Origin of the sequence: Actinosynnema sp. NPDC053489 (assembly GCF_044544865.1) — a bacterium.
GTDB lineage: Bacteria > Actinomycetota > Actinomycetes > Mycobacteriales > Pseudonocardiaceae > Actinosynnema.
In genome coordinates, this window is sequence record NZ_JBITXT010000011.1 from 40867 (window position 1) to 55574 (window position 14708).

General features: G+C 73.2%; 13 protein-coding genes. 7 read left to right on the plus strand and 6 right to left on the minus strand.

All coding sequences use genetic code 11. The features are described 5' to 3' along the window. The first annotated feature begins 25 nt into the window (after positions 1–25). Complete coding sequence (locus tag ACIGNX_RS24250; RefSeq protein WP_396542976.1) at positions 26–805, plus strand: hypothetical protein; 780 nt, start codon at positions 26–28, stop codon at positions 803–805. A 324-nt stretch (positions 806–1129) separates the two neighbouring features. Then, a complete protein-coding gene (locus ACIGNX_RS24255; RefSeq protein WP_396542977.1) occupies positions 1130–3346 on the plus strand; it encodes an AAA family ATPase in 2217 nt (738 codons plus the stop codon). Positions 3347–3352: 6 nt separating this feature from the next. Here ACIGNX_RS24255 and ACIGNX_RS24260 read toward each other — a convergent pair whose 3' ends face one another. Together ACIGNX_RS24260 and ACIGNX_RS24265 are read right to left on the minus strand one after the other, a co-directional pair. After that, positions 3353–4006 carry a LytR C-terminal domain-containing protein gene (locus tag ACIGNX_RS24260; RefSeq protein ID WP_396542978.1) on the minus strand — a complete coding sequence of 218 codons (654 nt, stop codon included), beginning with the start codon at positions 4004–4006 and terminating at the stop codon, positions 3353–3355. Next, a complete protein-coding gene (locus ACIGNX_RS24265) occupies positions 4003–4299 on the minus strand; it encodes a DUF3263 domain-containing protein (protein ID WP_053715184.1) in 297 nt (98 codons plus the stop codon). Before ACIGNX_RS24265 ends, ACIGNX_RS24260 begins: the two co-directional genes overlap by 4 nt. 111 nt (positions 4300–4410) lie before the next feature. On the opposite strand from ACIGNX_RS24265, the gene ACIGNX_RS24270 reads away from it, so the two are divergent. Continuing rightward, positions 4411–4995: a peptide deformylase gene (locus ACIGNX_RS24270; RefSeq protein ID WP_396542979.1), complete on the plus strand. Its 585-nt coding sequence runs from the start codon at positions 4411–4413 to the stop codon at positions 4993–4995. Between the two features lie 415 nt (positions 4996–5410). On the opposite strand, the gene pssA is transcribed toward ACIGNX_RS24270, so the two are convergent. From pssA to glp, 3 genes are all read right to left on the minus strand, one after another. After that, positions 5411–6382, minus strand: a complete 972-nt coding sequence (gene pssA, locus ACIGNX_RS24275; protein ID WP_396542980.1) for a CDP-diacylglycerol--serine O-phosphatidyltransferase — start codon at positions 6380–6382, stop codon at positions 5411–5413. A 4-nt stretch (positions 6383–6386) separates the two neighbouring features. After that, positions 6387–7103 carry a phosphatidylserine decarboxylase gene (locus ACIGNX_RS24280; RefSeq protein WP_396542981.1) on the minus strand — a complete coding sequence of 239 codons (717 nt, stop codon included), beginning with the start codon at positions 7101–7103 and terminating at the stop codon, positions 6387–6389. Between the two features lie 173 nt (positions 7104–7276). After that, positions 7277–8491 (minus strand): gephyrin-like molybdotransferase Glp, encoded by a 1215-nt coding sequence (glp, locus tag ACIGNX_RS24285; RefSeq protein WP_396542982.1) that lies wholly within the window; start codon positions 8489–8491, stop codon positions 7277–7279. A gap of 54 nt (positions 8492–8545) precedes the next feature. Between glp and ACIGNX_RS24290 the strand changes: the two genes are divergently transcribed. The 4 genes from ACIGNX_RS24290 (at position 8546) to groL (ending at position 12657) form a co-directional block, all read left to right on the plus strand. Continuing rightward, on the plus strand, positions 8546–9190 hold the full coding sequence (locus tag ACIGNX_RS24290; RefSeq protein WP_396543188.1) for an AIM24 family protein: 645 nt from the start codon (positions 8546–8548) through the stop codon (positions 9188–9190). 80 nt (positions 9191–9270) lie between these two features. Beyond that, the gene (locus ACIGNX_RS24295) at positions 9271–9477 is read left to right on the plus strand and encodes a cold-shock protein (protein ID WP_033432301.1); all 207 of its coding nucleotides are present in this window, start codon (positions 9271–9273) and stop codon (positions 9475–9477) included. 111 nt (positions 9478–9588) lie between these two features. Further along, positions 9589–10818, plus strand: coding sequence for a serine/threonine-protein kinase (locus tag ACIGNX_RS24300; RefSeq protein ID WP_396542983.1), 1230 nt, complete (start codon positions 9589–9591; stop codon positions 10816–10818). Positions 10819–11034: 216 nt separating this feature from the next. Then, positions 11035–12657 carry a chaperonin GroEL gene (gene groL / locus ACIGNX_RS24305; protein WP_396542984.1) on the plus strand — a complete coding sequence of 541 codons (1623 nt, stop codon included), beginning with the start codon at positions 11035–11037 and terminating at the stop codon, positions 12655–12657. Positions 12658–14254: 1597 nt separating this feature from the next. On the opposite strand, the gene ACIGNX_RS24310 is transcribed toward groL, so the two are convergent. Continuing rightward, positions 14255–14665, minus strand: coding sequence for a carboxypeptidase regulatory-like domain-containing protein (locus tag ACIGNX_RS24310; RefSeq protein ID WP_396542985.1), 411 nt, complete (start codon positions 14663–14665; stop codon positions 14255–14257). Between the last annotated feature and the right edge of the window lie 43 nt (positions 14666–14708).

The following is a 14708-nucleotide window of genomic DNA, read 5'->3' on the forward strand; positions in this document are numbered from 1 at the left end:
ACCGTTTGCGCGTACCTTTCACCGCGTGGCTGATCACCGGCCGTTCCCGCCCGGCGCCCGGCGCGTGGCCCGCCCCGCCGCGGTCTCGCCGTGCCCCTCGTGCGGCGACCTGGCCGGCCGCGGGTACCCCGCGTGCCGGTTCTGCGCCGAGCTCGTCGACCAGTACTGGCTGCTCGACTGGCAGGAGCTGCTCGCCGCCGAGCAGCTCGCCGAGGGCGGCGCGGGGGAGCGGGAACTGGCCGAGTTGGTGCTCGCCGACGAGGTCGGCCGCCACCCGTGGACGTGCACCGACTGGGCCATGACCCTGCTCGCGTGCTCCCGGTGCGGCGAGGAGCCGGCGACCGGGCCGGCCGACTGCGTGCGCTGCGCCATGGCCGACGGCCTGCGCTGGTCGTGGGACCACGCCGGCTACCCGACGGCGATCACGGCGGGCGAGCACGCGCTCCGCGTGGCCCGCGCCGTGCTCCGCGCCCCGCACCGCCACCGCGCCGCGACGGTCGGGGCGTGGCGGCTGCTGCTGCCGTTCCTGCTGGTGGGTGAACTGCCGACGGTGGGGGAGGTGCGCCGCATCCGGGCGGCGGTGCTGGCGGGGGCGTACGCGGAGCTGGCCGGGTGCATGGCGTACGGGGAGCTGGCGTCGTACCCGGAGCTGCCGTGGCGCCGGCCGGAGCGGGCGGCGCGTGCCGACCACCAGGGGAAGGCGCAGTACGCGAAGGTGGCGGAGGTGGTCGAGGTGGCGGAGGTCGCGGAGGTCGCGGACGAACCCCGCCCAGCGCCTGACGAACCGGCCGTGGACCTGGCGTGAAAGCGCAGGTCAGGGCCGTGCACCCGTAACCCGTTCGAGTGGACCTGTCACCGCCGAAGAACCGAAACACCGTTTTCGCCACCCTCGAACGTCGGTTGGAACAACGAGGCCCGCGACCAACCCACCCCTCCGACCTCGCCCTCCGCCGCCTCCCGCCCGCGCCACCCCGCCGCCTCTCACGCCCGCCTTCACCGCTTCCGCTCCCGCCGCTTCCGCCGCACCCCGCCGTCCCCGGCCCCCACCTCGCGCGCCCGACCGGGCCGGACCCCGGAGAACCGGCCGGACCACCCGCCCCCGCCCGCGAACCCCAACTACGCTCATCCCGTGATCACGCTGACCGCCCGCCTGTCCCCCTCGGCCCTGGACACCCGCCGCGGCGTGGTCCGGCTCCACCCGGAGGTGCTCGACGCGCTGGGCCTGCGCGCGTGGGACGCCGTGCGCCTCACCGGCGCCCGCGTCAGCGCCGCCCTGGCCGCCGCGACCGCCGGCGACGGCCCGCCCGGCGTGGTGTTCGTGGACGACGTCACGCTGTCCAACCTCGGCGTGGTCGAGGGCGCGGAGGTGGTGGTGGCGCCCGTGGACGTCGCCGCCGCGCGCACGGTCGTCGTGGCGGGATCGCGGTTGGCCAGCACGTCGCTCACCCCGGAGACCCTCCGCCTGGCGCTGACCGGCAAGGTCCTGACCGTCGGCGACGCCGTCTCCCTCCTGCCCCAGGACCTCGCGCCCCCACCCGGCACGGACGTCAGCGCCACCCGCCGCAGGCTGTCCAACGCCATCGGCATGACGTGGACCAACGAGCTGCTCACCATCACCGCCACCGACCCCGCCGACGGGCCCGTGGCCGTCCGCCCCTCGACCGTCGTCGGGTGGCGCGACGGCGCGCGGACGGGCGATGCCCCAGCGGTGTCCGGCACCAGCCCGACGCCGGGTCGTCCCGCCGCGCAACGGGTGCCGCACGTCGTGCCACCGCCCGCCCCCGCCGTGCCGGTCGCCGACCTCGTGGGGCAGCAGGAGGCCGCGAAGCGCCTGGCCGAGTGGTTCGACCTCACGTTCAGCCACCCCGAGCTGCTGGCCCGGCTCGGCGCCGCCCCACGCCTGGCCGCGCTGGTCAGCGGACCGGAGGGGGTCGGCAAGGCGACGTTCGTGCGCGCCGTCGCCCAGGCCGCCGAAGCCTCGGTGGTCGAGGTCGCCGCCCCGGGCATCGCCGTGCTGGAGGCGAACGCGGCGGCGCAGCGCGTGGCCGACGCCCTCGCCCAGGCCGGGCAGCAGTCGCCGGCGGTCCTGCTGCTGACCGACGTGGAGGCCCTGCTGCCCGCGGCCTCGCCGCCGCCGGTGGCGACCGTCGTGCTCGACGCCCTGCGCGAGCGGCCCGACGGCGTGGCGCTCGTCGTCACCAGCGCCCACCCGGAGGCGGTCGACACCCGCTTGAGGGTCCCCGAGCTGGTCGACCGCGAGCTGGTCCTGCCGCTGCCGGACGGCAAGTCCCGCACCGAGTTGCTGCGCGTGCTGCTGCGGGACGTGCCCGTCGAGTCCGATGTGGACCTCGGCGCGATCGCCGACCGCACACCGGGTTTCGTCGCGGCCGACCTGGTGGCGCTGCGCCGCGAAGCCGCGCTGCGGGCCGCGCTGCGGCAACGCGACGTCGACGAACCGCGCGTGGCGCAGGCGGACCTGTTGCAAGCGCTCGAAACCGTCCGCCCCATCTCGATGTCCACTTCGGACACGTTGAGGACCGGCGGGTTGACGCTGGACGACGTCGGCGACATGACCGAGGTCAAGCAGGCGCTCACCGAGGCCGCGCTGTGGCCGTTGCAGTACCCGGATTCCTTCGCCCGACTGGGCGTCGCACCGCCGCGTGGCCTGCTCCTCTACGGCCCGCCCGGCTGCGGCAAGACGTTCCTGGTCCGCGCGCTGGCGGGCACCGGCCGGCTCAACGTCCTGTCGGTCAAGGGCGCGGAGCTGATGGACAAGTTCGTCGGCGAGTCCGAACGCGCGGTCCGCGAGCTGTTCCGCCGGGCCGCCGAGGCGGCACCCGCGCTGGTCTTCCTGGACGAGGTCGACGCGCTCGCACCCCGCCGCGGCCAGTCGTCCGACTCCGGCGTCTCCGACCGGGTCGTCGCCGCGCTGCTCACCGAGCTGGACGGCGTCGAACCGCTGCGGGACGTCATCGTGCTCGGCGCGACGAACCGCCCCGAGCTGATCGACCCGGCGTTGCTGCGCCCCGGCCGGCTGGAGCGCCTCGTCTACGTCCCGCCGCCGGACGCCCGGGCACGCGCCGAGATCCTGCGCGCGTCGTCGCGGAACACGCCGCTGGCCGCGGACGTGGACCTCGACGCGCTGGCGGAGGAACTGGACGGCTACTCGGCGGCCGACTGCGCGGCGCTGATCCGCGAAGCCGCGCTGACCGCGATGCGTGAGTCCCTGTCGGCGGCGGAGGTGACCGCGGCCCACCTGGCGACGGCCCGGGACGCCGTCCGGCCGTCGCTGGACCCGGCGCAGCTGGCGTCCCTCGCCGCCTACGCCAGGTCCCGCGAGCGGTAGGCCGGGCTAGGAAACCTTGCCGGACGGGCCCTTGTAGTCGTTCGTGACGATCACGATGATCCCGGGGTGCGCGTCCCGGATGCCGTCGAACCGCTGTTCCACGCGGGCGTTGAGGACCCGGGCCAGCTCGCGCGCCGACGCTTCCTCGTCCGTGCCGGGGCGGAAGTACACGGTGGTCGTCGGGATCGTGCCCGACGAGTAGTTGCCGCTCTCGGCGACCTGCCACCCGGCGCGCTGCACGTCCTCCGACGCGCGTTTGGCCAAGCCCTGCAGGGTGCTGTTGTTGTAGACGCGGACCGGCACCTTCGGCGTCGTGTTCACCGGCGGCGGCGGGACCTCGGTCGTGGTCGGCGTGCCGGCGTTGGCCGGGGGAACGGCGGTGGGCGCCGTCGTCGGCGTCCCGGCCGGTGCGGACGAGGTCTCCGACGACGGCGCCGACGGCGCGGTCGGTTCGGCGGACGCGGTCTGCGACCCCTCCGACGTGCCCGGGGTCGTGGCCGACGGCGGGGCCGACTGGGCGGCGGGCGGTTCGTCGTCCGGGCCGCCGGTGAACAGGCTGACCAGCCCGATCACCAGGGCGATCACGGCCACGCCGAGCAGCGCGTAGCCCGCGGCGCGTGCCGGGTGCGCGGGGCCCGCCGGCTGTTCCGGGTTCGTCATCGGCGCTCGACGCCCAGCCGCTTGGCCGCGCGGGCGCGTTGCCTGCCGGAACGGGACCGGCGCAGTCTCTTGATCAACATCGGGTCGGCGGCCAACGCCTCTTCCTTCTCGATCAACGCGTTGAGCAGCTGGTAGTAGCGCGTCGCGGACATGTCGAACAGCTCCTTGACGGCCTGTTCCTTGGCGCCCGCGTACTTCCACCACTGGCGTTCGAAGGCCAGGATCTCGCGTTCCCGGTCGTTCAAACCGTCGTCCGGCCCCTCCGCCGGCGCCAGTGCCTCTGCGGCGTCCATCTGGCTCCTCAGCCGTGTCCCGTGCGTGGGTGCCATTACACCACGTGATCTTGGTCTGGGTCGGCTCATCGGTCGGCGCGTCCCCTCTGACACGCCGTTAGGCTGCACGCCATGGCAGTTCACCCGATCCGGATCGCCGGAGATCCCGTCCTGCACCACCCGACCCGCCCGGTCGAGGTGTTCGACGAGTCGTTGCGCACGTTGATCGAGGACATGCACGAGACGATGACGGCGGCGCACGGCGTGGGGCTCGCGGCCAACCAGATCGGGATCGACCTGCGGTTGTTCGTCTACGACTGCCCGGACGACGAGGGCGTGCGCCACCGCGGCGTGGTGGTGAACCCCGTGCTGGAGACCTCCGAGGTCCCGCTGGGGATGCCGGACCCGGACGACGACTTCGAGGGCTGCCTGTCCGCGCCGGGCGAGTCGTACCCGACGGGGCGCGCGTCGTGGGCGAAGGTGACCGGGTTCGACGGCGACGGCAAGCCCGTCGAGGTCGAGGGCACCGGCTTCTTCGCGCGGTGCCTGCAGCACGAGACCGACCACCTGGACGGGATCATCTACCTCGACCGGCTGGTGGGGCGGCACAAGCGGGCGTCGAAGCGGATGCTGAAGGCCAACGGCTGGGGCGTGCCCGGCCTGAGCTGGGACCCGGCGACCTCCGAGGACCCGTTCGCCGACGACGAGGACGACTGACCCCCGACGGTCCGACCGGTCACCACACCCCGCGCACGGCCTCCGCGCAGCGCCGAACCCCCGCGCGCCGAACCCCGCGCGCTGACCACTCGCGCGCTGACCACTCGCGAACGGCCGGCGCGACGACGGGGCTCGCGGATGGGTGCGGTGGATGGGCGCGATGGATGGGCGCGGTGGCGACTGCGGGTTCCCGCAATGCCGGCCGCGGCGCCTCCCCACCGGCCGTGGTCGGCGCAGCGGGTGGCACGACGGGTGGCGGGTCGGCGCAGGGGTGGCGGTCGGTCGCGGTCCTCGTTGTTCCAACCGACGTCCCAGCACGGCAAAAACGGCGTCACCGTTCTCGCCGGCCTCGAAGATCACCCGGTCGTGAACCGCGTGACCGACCGAAACCCCAGCTCAACCGCACTTCACCGGCCTACGGCCGATCATGCCGGCGCAAGCCGACCTGCCGCCACCCCCGGCGCTTGCCGGACCGCGCCTGACCGTTCGCCTCCGCCGCCACCTGCGTCGGGTCCACGCCGCGCCGGGGCCGCCGCACCGCGCGCATCGCCGCGCCCGCCACCCGACCGCCCAGCGGCTGCCGCAACCCCAACCGCCGCGCCGCCACGCCGTGCGCCCGCTTGATCGCCCGCCGGTCGGCCGCCGGCACCGACCACGCCTCGGGGTGCTTGGCCAGCCACCGGTACCGGCGCACCGAGTACGGCAGGTGCCCCAGGTACACCAGCATCGCCGCGATCAACGCCACCAGCGGGAACGTGATGACCGCCGCCGCCAGCAGCCCGACCAGCACCAGCAGCGGCGCGACGAGCCGCGGCGGCACCTTGATCGTCTTCACCGACAGCGTCGGGATGCGGCTCACCAGCAGCAGCGCGATCCCGACCGTCCAGACCGCCACCACGGCCGACCCGGACCACCACCCGGACCGGCCCAGCTGCTCGTCCACGATCAGCGGCAGCAGCAGCAGCAACCCGCCGGCCGGCGCGGGCACGCCGACGAAGAACTCCTTCGCGAACGGCGGCTGCTCGACCTCCAGCAGCGTGTTGAACCGCGCCAGCCGCAGCACCATGCACACCGCGAAGATCAACGCGACCACCCAGCCCTCGCGACCCGGCTGGAACCTCCACACGTAGATCACCAGGGCGGGCGCGACGCCGAACGAGATCGCGTCCGCCAGCGAGTCCAGCTCCGCGCCCATCTTGCTGGTCGCGTCGAGCAGCCGCGCGATCCGCCCGTCCAACCCGTCGAACACCGCCGCCGCCGCGATCGAGCCGATCGCCGCGCCGTACATCCCGATGATCGCGAAGTGCACGGCCGACAGCCCCGCGCACATCGCCAGGACCGTGATGGCGTTGGGCAGCAGCCTGATCCCCGGCCCGCTGGGAGCCATCGGCTCAGCCCTCCGCGGCGGGCAGCTCGGCGAGCACGGTCTCGCCACCGATCGTGCGCTGCCCGGCCTCCACCAGCACGCGGCTGCCGGACGGCACGTACAGGTCGACCCGCGAGCCGAACCGGATCAGGCCGTAGGTCTGCCCGGCCGCCACCTTGTCGCCCTCGGCGACCTGGCACACGATCCGCCGCGCCACCAGGCCCGCGATCTGCACGACCACCACGTCGTGCCCGGACGGCGTGGTCAGCCACACCGTGTTGCGCTCGTTGTCCTCGCTGGCCTTGTCCAGGTCGGCGGACAGGAACTTGCCGGGCCGGTACGACACCTGCCGCACCAGGCCGGGCACGGGCACGCGCTGCACGTGCACGTCGAACACCGACAGGAACACGCTGACCCGGGTCATCGGCGCGGAGCCCAGGCCCAGCTCGGCCGGCGGCACGGCCTCGACCACGTGCGACACGGTGCCGTCCGCGGGCGCGACGGCGACGTCGGACCTGCTGGGCGCGGTGCGCTTCGGCTCGCGGAAGAACCACGCGACCCACGCGGTCAGCAGGCCACCGACGACACCGGCGCGCTTGGAGTACCTGCGCAGCAGCAGTGTCGCGACGGCCGCGCCCGCCACGAAGGGGCGGCCCGCGGGGTGCATCGGGGGCACGACGCCCCGGGCGAGGTCGAGGAAGTGGGAGACGGCACCACTGTGCTTGTCGCGATCGACGGTCATGGCTCTTCCGTGTCAGGGCAGTGCTTCCGGCCCGCCACACGCTACGCGTTTGCGCCGGCCCCCGTCCGGCCCGCCCGTGCGTCCCCCGACGAACGCACGGACCGGCCGGTCCTCCCATCATCCCCAGTGTAAGCCCGGTCACACCGGTGATCAACGCCCACGGTCACGCCGGGTCACTCTGCGTGCAGCAGCCGGACGGCCACCTCCGCGCCCGCCGCCAGCTCCGTGACGTCCTCCGGCACCTCGATCAGGCAGTTGCTGACCGCCAGCGCCGACAGCAGGTGCGACCCCGGCCCGCCGACCGGCGTCACCACCCGCCCCGACTCCGGGTCGTACGCGCCCCGCCGGAACTGCGTGCGCCCCGCCGGCGACGTGACCGGAGCGCTCAACCGGGCCGCCGCCGTCGGCCGCTCCACCCGCGCGAACCCCATCGCCGCCCGCAGCGCCGGCCGCACGAATACCTCGAACGACACCTGCGCGCTCACCGGGTTGCCGGGCAGCGTCACCACCGCCACCCCCCGGTAGCGGCCCGCGCCCTGCGGCCCGCCCGGCTGCATCGCCACCTTCGTGAACTCCACCCCGCGCCCCGCGAACGCGTCCTTCACCACCTCGTACGCCCCCGCGCTCACCCCGCCCGACGTCAGCAGCAGGTCCACCGACGCCAGCCGCGGCGCGATCGCCTCGTGGAACCGCTCCACGTCGTCGGGCACGAATCGCAGCAGCTCCGCCTCGCCACCCGCCTCCCGCACCGCCGCGGCCAGCATCACGCCGTTCGACTCGTAGATCTGCCCCGGCTCCAGCGCCACCCCGGGCCCCACCAGCTCCGAGCCCGTCGACAGCACCAGCACCCGCGGCCTGCGCCGCACCGGCAGCGCGCCGAACCCCAGCGCCGCCGCCAACCCCAGCTGCGCCGGGCCCAGCGGCGTCCCCGCCCGCAGCACCGTCGCCCCCACCGCCACGTCGTCCGCCGCCCGCCGCACGTTCGCGCCCGCCGCCACGGCCCGCTCGACCCGCACCACCGACGTGCCGCCGTCGGTCCACTCCACCTGCACCACCGCGTCCGCCCCCGCCGGCACCGGCGCACCCGTCATGATCCGGTGCGCGGTGCCCGGCTCCAACGGCGGCGACGACGTGCGGCCCGCCGGGATGTCCTCGGCCACCGGCAGCTCCACCGGCACCCGCGCCACGTCCGCCGCCCGCACCGCGTAACCGTCCATCGCCGAGTTGTCGAACGGCGGCAGCGGCACCGGCGCCACGAGGTCCCGCGCCAGCACCAACCCCAGGCACTCGGCCACCGGCAGTTCCACCACGGGCATCGCCCCGACCAGCCCGGCGACGCGGGCCTTGTGATCAGCGACTCGGGTCAGCGCGTTCGACACGCACCCCATCCTGCCGCGCCCGTGGCAGACTGCTCCAACCGGCTGATCACGACAGGGGGAACGTTGCAGGTCAGGACCCGCCACACCCCTACGTTCGGGGTGGCCAGACTCGTCCTCGCGCCCGGTGAGCCCGTCGTCGTCGAGCGCAACTCCGTGCTCGCCACCAGCTACGGCATCGCCGTCGACGGCCGCGCCAAGTCGCCCGGCGTCAACGCCGCCCTGTGCACCGCGGGCCCCGAAGGAGGCTGGGTCGACGTCGCCCCACCCCTGCCCGGCGACCTGCACGTCCTCGAACTCGACGCCACCACCGGCTGGTGCGTCGCCCGCGACAGCTGGCTCGCCTGCGCCGCCACCGCCCGCCTCGACCCCGCCGCACCGCCCGTGCGCGTCCTGCACGGCGGCGACCACGGCTTCCTCGCCTACGCCTACGGCACCGGTCCCGTCGTGCTGAGCTGCTACGGCACCCTCGACGTGGTCACCCTCGAAGCCGGTGAGCTGGTCACCGTCGCCGGCAGCCACGTCGTCGCGTTCGCCGACACCGTCCAGTCCCGCCTGCGCGCCGTTTCCCCCGGCGCGCCCCAATCCGTGCGGAATGGCGAAGGGCTCGTCCTGGACTTCGCCGGACCGGGCCTCGTGCTCACCCGGACCCGCAGCCCGCGCGGACTCGTCACTTGGTTGCGCGACAACGGATTCAGCGTCCGCTCATGACTCCATAAGGAGGTATCGGCGAACCCCCTCGTGCCTCTAGCGTGGCGGTTTGCTCAAGGTATTTCTCGAAGGAGGACGTCTTGGCTGTCGGCACGGTCAAGTGGTTCAACTCGGAGAAGGGCTACGGATTCATCGCCGCCGACGGCGGGCCCGATGTGTTCGTGCACTACTCGGCGATCCAGATGGAAGGCTTCCGGACGCTGGCCGAGGGCGACCGCGTGGAGTTCGAGATCCAGGCGGGGCGCGACGGCCGCAGCCAGGCATCGGACGTGCGGAAGGCATCGTGACCTCCGCCCGACCCGCCGCGCGGCGGGTCGGGCCGCCTTCCGGCCGCCGCGCCTGGTCCGTTCGCCGGAACCCCGCGCAACTCGCCGCGCGCGGACGTTAGGCTCCGTCGCGTGTCGGAGGACCTGAGCGGGCGACGGCTGGGGCACTACCGGATCGACGGGGTGCTCGGCCGCGGTGGCATGAGCGTGACCTACAAGGCCACGGACGTCAGGCTCGGTCGCAAGGTCGCCCTGAAGGTCATCGGCGAGCACCTCACCGCGGACGCCGAGTTCCGCGAGCGGTTCGTCGACGAGGCCCGCAACACCTCGGCGATCGACCACGCCAACATCGTGCCGCTGTACGACTTCGACGAGGTCGACGGGCTGCTCTACATCGCCATGCGCCTGGTCGACGGCCAAGACCTCGCCAGCCACATCAAGGACGGCCCCCTCTCGCCCCAGCGCACCCTGGCGCTGCTCGGCCAGGTCGCCGAAGCGCTCGACATGCTGCACGGCAAGGGCCTGGTCCACCTCGACGTGAAGCCGGCCAACGTGCTGGTCACCACCAAGGAAGCCGCGAACGAGCACGTCTACCTCGCCGACTTCGGCCTCACCCGGCGCGGCGCCACCGGCCACCGCACCCGCACCGGCGACTTCCTCGGCTCGCCCACCTACGCCGCCCCCGAGCACCTGCGCGGCGAACCCCTCGACGGCCGCACCGACCAGTACGCGCTCGCGTGCATGGTGTTCGCCTGCCTGTCCGGCCGGCCCCCGTTCCAGGGCGGCGTGCAGGACGTCATCCAGGGGCACCTCGGCTCCGAGATCCCGTCGCTGACCGCGCTGGTGTCGCTGCCGCCCGCCATCGACGACGTGCTCCGCAAGGGCACCGCCAAGGACCCCTCCCAGCGGTACGGCTCGTGCGTCGAGCTGATCGCCGCCGCCCGCGCCGCGCTGTCCGGCGCGGCCCAGGGCGCCCCGCCCCGCCGCGACGCCGGGCCCGCCTCGGGCCCCGTGCCGATGGGCCCGCAGACCGGCGGCGTGCCCGCGCAGCAGGGCCAGTACCGGCCGCCCTACCAGCAGCAGCCCGGGTTCCTCCAGGACCCCGTGCGGCTGCGCCCGCCCGCCCAGGTCGGCGCCAGCGCGTTCACCAACACCGGCAAGTCCCGGCCGGCGTGGTTCGCGCCCGTCGTCGCCGGCGCGGTCGCCATCGTGCTCGTCGTCATCCTCGTGGTGATCCTCACGCCGAAGGATGAACCTCCGCGACAGGGGAGCAGCGGCACCACCACCCGATCCATCGAGGTCGGGGGCACGACCAGCGGCAAAACGCTGCCCACCGACGTCCCCGTGCGCACCTCCCGCTGACCTGCTCTTCTTGCACTCTCCCCCGTCGAGTGCTAAACACGGTGTTGGCACTCGGAACACCTGAGTGCCAACACGCAGGCTGGGACGGTGAGGCCCGTCCCCCTCCGGGGGCAGGTCGTCCGTCGCGGGCACCGAGCCTGGCCGAAGCACCGTGTTCCGCTGTGGGCGCGCGCCCGCAGTGGCCCCATTCGTAATCAGGCGGAGGAACACACCGCAATGGCCAAGATGATCGCGTTCGACGAGGATGCCCGCCGCGGTCTCGAGCGTGGCATGAACATTCTCGCCGACGCCGTCAAGGTGACGCTCGGCCCGAAGGGCCGCAACGTCGTGCTCGAGAAGAAGTGGGGCGCGCCGACCATCACCAACGACGGCGTCTCCATCGCCAAGGAGATCGAGCTCGAGGACCCGTGGGAGAAGATCGGGGCCGAGCTCGTCAAGGAAGTGGCGAAGAAGACCGACGACGTCGCGGGTGACGGCACCACGACCGCCACCGTGCTCGCCCAGGCCCTGGTCCGCGAGGGCCTGCGCAACGTGGCCGCGGGCGCCAACCCGCTCGGCCTCAAGCGGGGCATCGAGAAGGCCGTCGAGGCCGTGACCGAGCAGCTCCTCAAGACCGCCAAGGAGGTCGAGACCAAGGAGCAGATCGCCGCCACGGCGTCCATCTCCGCGGGCGACTCGACCATCGGCGAGCTCATCGCCGAGGCCATGGACAAGGTCGGCAAGGAAGGCGTCATCACCGTCGAGGAGAGCAACGCGCTCGGGCTCGAGCTGGAGCTCACCGAGGGCATGCGCTTCGACAAGGGCTACATCTCCGGTTACTTCGTGACCGACGCCGAGCGCCAGGAAGCGGTCCTCGAGGACCCGTACATCCTGCTCTACGGCTCGAAGATCTCGTCGGTCAAGGACCTGCTGCCGCTGCTGGAGAAGGTCATGCAGGGCGGCAAGCCGCTGCTGATCATCTCCGAGGACGTCGAGGGCGAGGCCCTGGCCACCCTGGTCGTCAACAAGATCCGCGGCACGTTCAAGTCCGTCGCCGTCAAGGCCCCGGGCTTCGGCGACCGCCGCAAGGCGATCCTGCAGGACATCGCCATCCTCACCGGTGGCCAGGTCATCACCGAGGACGTCGGCCTCAAGCTGGAGAACGCCGACCTGTCGCTGCTGGGCAAGGCCCGCAAGGTCGTCGTCACCAAGGACGAGACCACGGTCGTCGAGGGCGCCGGTGACCCGGAGCAGATCCAGGGCCGCGTCAACCAGATCCGCGCCGAGATCGAGAAGTCGGACTCCGACTACGACCGCGAGAAGCTGCAGGAGCGCCTGGCGAAGCTCGCCGGCGGTGTCGCGGTGATCAAGGCCGGCGCCGCCACCGAGGTGGAGCTGAAGGAGCGCAAGCACCGCATCGAGGACGCGGTGCGCAACGCGAAGGCCGCCGTCGAGGAGGGCATCGTCGCCGGTGGTGGCGTCGCGCTGCTCCAGGCCGCCGAGATCGCGTTCGCGGGCCTGAACCTCGAGGGTGACGAGGCGACCGGCGCCAACATCGTCAAGGTCGCCGTCGAGGCCCCGTTGAAGCAGATCGCCGTGAACGCCGGCCTCGAGGGCGGCGTCGTGGTGGAGAAGGTCAAGGGCCTGCCCGTCGGCCACGGCCTCAACGCCGCGACCGGCGCGTACGAGGACCTGCTGGCGGCCGGCGTGCCGGACCCGACCAAGGTGACCCGCTCGGCGCTGCAGAACGCCGCGTCGATCGCCGCGCTGTTCCTGACCACGGAGGCCGTGGTCGCGGACAAGCCGGAGAAGGCCAACAACGCCCCGGCCGTCCCGGACGCCGGCGGCATGGACTTCTGATCGACCAGGTCACCTGACCGGGGTTCGATCGACCTGAAGTTCCCGGAGGGCCCGGTCCGCGCTCAGCGCGGACCGGGCCCTCCGTCGTCCGCGACCCGCGGCGGGAGGCAGGCGTGGAACACGATCGGGTGAGATCGGGTCGGAAGTGTACGGAAACACCGTTACCGCACCTCGGTTAAAACGAGACGGAACCCCGACCACCCCCTCACCCACCAATGCCGCTCCCGCCACCCGCCACCGCCACCCGCCACCACCGCCCGCCACCTCTGCCCGCCACCACCGCTCGCCGCCTCTGTCCGCCGCCGCCTCTGTCCGCCGCCGCCGCCTCTATCCGCCGCCGCCTCTGTCCGCCGCTGCCACCGCCGCTGCCCGCCGCCGCCACCCGCCACCGCTGTCGACCACCGCCACGCCGCCAGTCACCGCCGGCACTCCCGCCGGCCACTTCCGGACCCGTGCCGCGCCTCTCTTGGTCGCGCCCCCGGTGCTCGCGGTCCCAGGCGTATCCGTCATAGGGCCCGTGACGCAGGCACGCCGGCGTGCCTGGGCGATAAGAGCAGCCCGACGTCCAGCCTCACCTGAACACAGGGCGAGGTCGGATTACCTCGAAATCCCCAAGGCGGATGACCGCTCACCCTTCGCGGGCCCCAACCCGAAGTGAGGACTGGGCTGTCGAACGCATCCGCCACCGAAGTCGTGGGAGAAATGCTCGGTGGTTTACCGCGTTCGTTCCTGGCGTTCTCCCGAGCGGCTGCCGCGATGACCAGCGGCAATCCTCGTGGGTACCCCCGCGGTCGATTGGGTCGGGCTCGGAGGCCAGGGCCGGGAAGAATCACCTTCGTGCTGTGCGCGGAGAACAATTGCACAGGGCCGCAGGCGTTGTTGTTCGTGCGATCGCTGCGGGAGTTTGGCGCCCTCACTGGCTTTGCCCGCCGACCGCCATGGCCAGTTCCGCCCGGCACAGTCGCGGCAGCATCCGGTGGTCCACCGGTGTGATCGGACCCGGCGCCGGGATCTGTCGAGTACCGCGCGAACCGTGGTCGGGTCACCCCGACGGATCGCGGTAAGAACGGTGAGGGGCCTCCGCTGTGGCCGCCTCGTCGGGCACCCCGCGGTGGACGGCGGGAACCGAGTGGATCACCAGGACGAGGGATGGGCATTCCCTCGGGTGGAGGGTCGCCCGAAGGCGTCGCGGATGGCGAAGTGGGCGCGGTGTCCGCACCGGAAGACAGCGGTAGTGAAGTAGCGGTGGTGAGGTTCAGCCCTCAGGACGCGTCAGGAGGGCCGGGTTCGGCCCAGGACGTGCTGCTGTGGCGGTCCGGGCCCGTTGCCGCTTCCGTCGGCTCCTGACCCGCACGCCGGTGGCACAGGGCCGGCACCACCCGGGTCCGGTCGACCCGGTTCGCGCGCCACCAGGGCCGAGGCCGGCACGCGGAGTCCGAGGCCGGCACGCGGAGCTTAAGGCCGGCACGCGGAACGCCGGCGCCCGCGGCACGTCGCCCGTCAGGTGCGCGATGTCACCGAGGTTGCCCGGCGCCATCGCCCCTCCGTGGGCGGAACGGATCACTCTCCGTGAATGCGCCACGGGGTGGCGCACCCGTCACAACATGATGGTCGGCGTCACCACGGTCCGCCCCGGCTCACCGCGCGAGTTCACCAGGTGCACCACGATCTGGGTGGTGCCGGCGGGCACGTCGGACAGCACGAAGCGGCCGCCGTCGTCGGCCTTGGTGGTGCTCGACTCGTGCTCGGCGACCCGTACCTCGACGGTGTGCTCGCCCGCGGGCACGAGCCAGCCGTCGATGCGGTGCCGCGCGCCGATCGAGGTGAAGTTCACCATCAGCGTCAGGTTGTCCACGGTGAACGTGATGGTGCCGGGGTTGCCCCCTCGCACGCCCGCGAACGAGCCCGCGCGTTCCCAGCGGGCCACCTCGACGTCCAGGTTCTCCAGTGCCACCGCGAACTGGATGCGTTCGACCAGCCCCGCCGGGGGCGGGTCCAACTCGTACACCAGGCGGTTCAGTTCAGTGAGGACAGCGGTGTCCTCTTGGCCT